Below are 1,967 nucleotides of genomic sequence, written 5' to 3'. Positions count from 1 at the left end.
TAATATATTCTTATTATATATCTATATGCTTTTCAGAATTTGTTATCCTATAGTGAATTATATCAAGCCAATCTAAAGCCTTTTTTTGTAATACTTCATTGAATCCGATAATAGTAGAAACATAATCTATAGCTTCAAAAGACTCCGCCATTCCCATAATTTCTTTCATCATGTCAGTATATTCACTTTCGTCATCCAAATAATTTAAAATTATTGGCAAATACTTCTTATCTTTTGACTCGGCCATTTTCCGTAATGTATTGGAAAATATACGAATACTTTCAGGGGAATCCATGCTTGATGATTTTTTAAGATCTTCGATTAAATTCATTTTATCCTCTATTTTTTTGGACACTTAGATGGCTTTTTAAATACAGCGGGGAATGTTTCTTTATTCAACCTGATAGTCTCTCTTAAACCTTTTTTAATTTCTTTAGTATATAATCCTTGATCTCTATATATTCTTCTAGTATCCATGATATCTTTGGCTAATGTTTCTCTTGGTGTTTCATGAAGGAAAGGTCTTCTTGCGTAAGATCTGGTTAATGGATGCCTTCCTTTATTAGATGGATATATGTTCCATTTGTATTGCAATGGATTTACTTTTAGAAATTCCAGACTTCTTCTTCATATATTCAGCTTAAGGCATGTGATGACAATAGCCATTGAACATTTGCAGGACATTCAGTTAACCCACTTTGAAGCGCTGGCCTTAGCCCAACTGGTGAAGCGGCTGAACTGGGCGGAGATACGGGCCTGTGCCGTAAATGACGAGGAAGCGTATCAGATTAAGGATGCGATCGCTAAGCTCCAGTCGGCACTGGCATACTGTGGGTATGCGCCACGGTAGATCATAAGAAAGCCGGAAGATCTTTGTAATCTTCCGGTTTTTTTGTTTAAAGGTAATCCTGCTTCCACTTATCTCCAGAAAGCCATTCTTTCTTATCTACCCGCCATTCATTATTCTTAAAGTGCAATGTATAACGATATTTATTTTTAAATCCTGTATGTTTCTGAATTATAAAAATAGCCTTATTTTTATCCAGCTCTTTTGAGGTGATTTCATCATTATCAGGATCATAATCGGGAGGAGAACTAAGCATTAATGAGACTTGCCGCCCTTGTTTTCTTTCTTTTAAGGTACAATTTTTTGAAAAAATTTCATCCAGCTCATTTTTCATTTTCTCCTTAACTATAGGGGTATTTCTTTTTCTGCTACCCTCACGGTAATAAAATACTTCCCATTTATTCATTTCTTGAATAAATGTTTCAAGAACAGATTGTGCTCTCTCAATATTGTTCATATAATCACCTAATTACTAAAGATCTTTCCAAGAATCCTCTGGCCATCTTGATAGACCAAATAAGCAACTTCTGTTGGCCTTGTACCACCATTTCCATATATAAATCTCCATTTGATGTCTACTAGGCCGTTTGTCTCAATAAATTGCCTTACTTGATCTTCAAATACCCTATACTGACCGCGATTTATTTCTGGCAATTGAGGAAATACATTCTTTTTACCGCCTTGACCGCCAAGAACGTTACCTAATATATGTCCTGCATCATCATCGTTATTACCAAGCGATCTTGCATACTTACGAGATGATGCATTTGTAACTGAGCCTGTTCCAAGAACATCTGGGGTTACAGTTGTTCTTGCTGAGCGTAACCGCCCATTTTTATCAACTTTAACTGTTGGACATTGTGCTAGACCGAACGGGTCAACCCATCCTGTGGGATTCGTCACATATCCATAGGTATTCTCACCACCCCAGAGGCCAGTTGGATCGGGACTGAGGTAGCACGCTGCTTCCGGCAAATAATAGCGGAACTGGTTATAAAATAAACCACTTTCCTCATCAAAAATCTGCCCCGCGAATCTGAGGCCCGGGTCCAGTTGCGGATTCTCGCCGTGTCCGCCCAGCCGCAGCCCGTACAGGGACTGCTTCGGTCGTCGCCACACC

The 1,967-nt window shown here is 38.2% G+C and carries 4 protein-coding genes; 1 reads left to right on the top strand and 3 read right to left on the bottom strand.

Going from position 1 to position 1,967, the window contains the following annotated elements; translation table 11 throughout:
• Window positions 1-13: 13 nt before the first annotated feature.
• A complete protein-coding gene (locus C6H66_RS23980; protein WP_105396955.1) occupies window positions 14-331 on the bottom strand; it encodes an Imm30 family immunity protein in 318 nt (105 codons plus the stop codon).
• A gap of 321 nt (window positions 332-652) precedes the next feature.
• Here C6H66_RS23980 and C6H66_RS23970 point away from each other — a divergent pair, with 321 nt between their 5' ends.
• The gene (locus tag C6H66_RS23970) at window positions 653-850 is read left to right on the top strand and encodes a DUF7706 family protein (protein WP_105396954.1); all 198 of its coding nucleotides are present in this window, start codon (window positions 653-655) and stop codon (window positions 848-850) included.
• Between the two features lie 46 nt (window positions 851-896).
• Here the strand turns inward: C6H66_RS23970 and C6H66_RS23965 are convergent, their stop codons facing one another.
• The gene (locus C6H66_RS23965) at window positions 897-1,304 is read right to left on the bottom strand and encodes an NTF2 fold immunity protein (protein ID WP_105396953.1); all 408 of its coding nucleotides are present in this window, start codon (window positions 1,302-1,304) and stop codon (window positions 897-899) included.
• Between the two features lie 8 nt (window positions 1,305-1,312).
• The coding region (locus tag C6H66_RS27360) for an RHS repeat-associated core domain-containing protein (protein ID WP_181150295.1) at window positions 1,313-1,967 on the bottom strand (655 nt) is incomplete at its 5' end.

The sequence above is a fragment of the Photorhabdus hindustanensis genome, assembly GCF_002968995.1.
Lineage (GTDB): Bacteria > Pseudomonadota > Gammaproteobacteria > Enterobacterales > Enterobacteriaceae > Photorhabdus > Photorhabdus akhurstii.
This window is presented reverse-complemented; position numbering and strand designations above follow the sequence as displayed.

Bases quoted from the DNA above. Each gene is read 5' to 3' on its own strand.
- C6H66_RS23980 (WP_105396955.1), bottom strand. From the start codon at position 331: ATGAATTTAATCGAAGATCTTAAAAAATCATCAAGCATGGATTCCCCT.
- C6H66_RS23965 (WP_105396953.1), bottom strand. From the start codon at position 1,304: ATGAACAATATTGAGAGAGCACAATCTGTTCTTGAAACATTTATTCAA.
- C6H66_RS23970 (WP_105396954.1), top strand. From the start codon at position 653: ATGACAATAGCCATTGAACATTTGCAGGACATTCAGTTAACCCACTTT.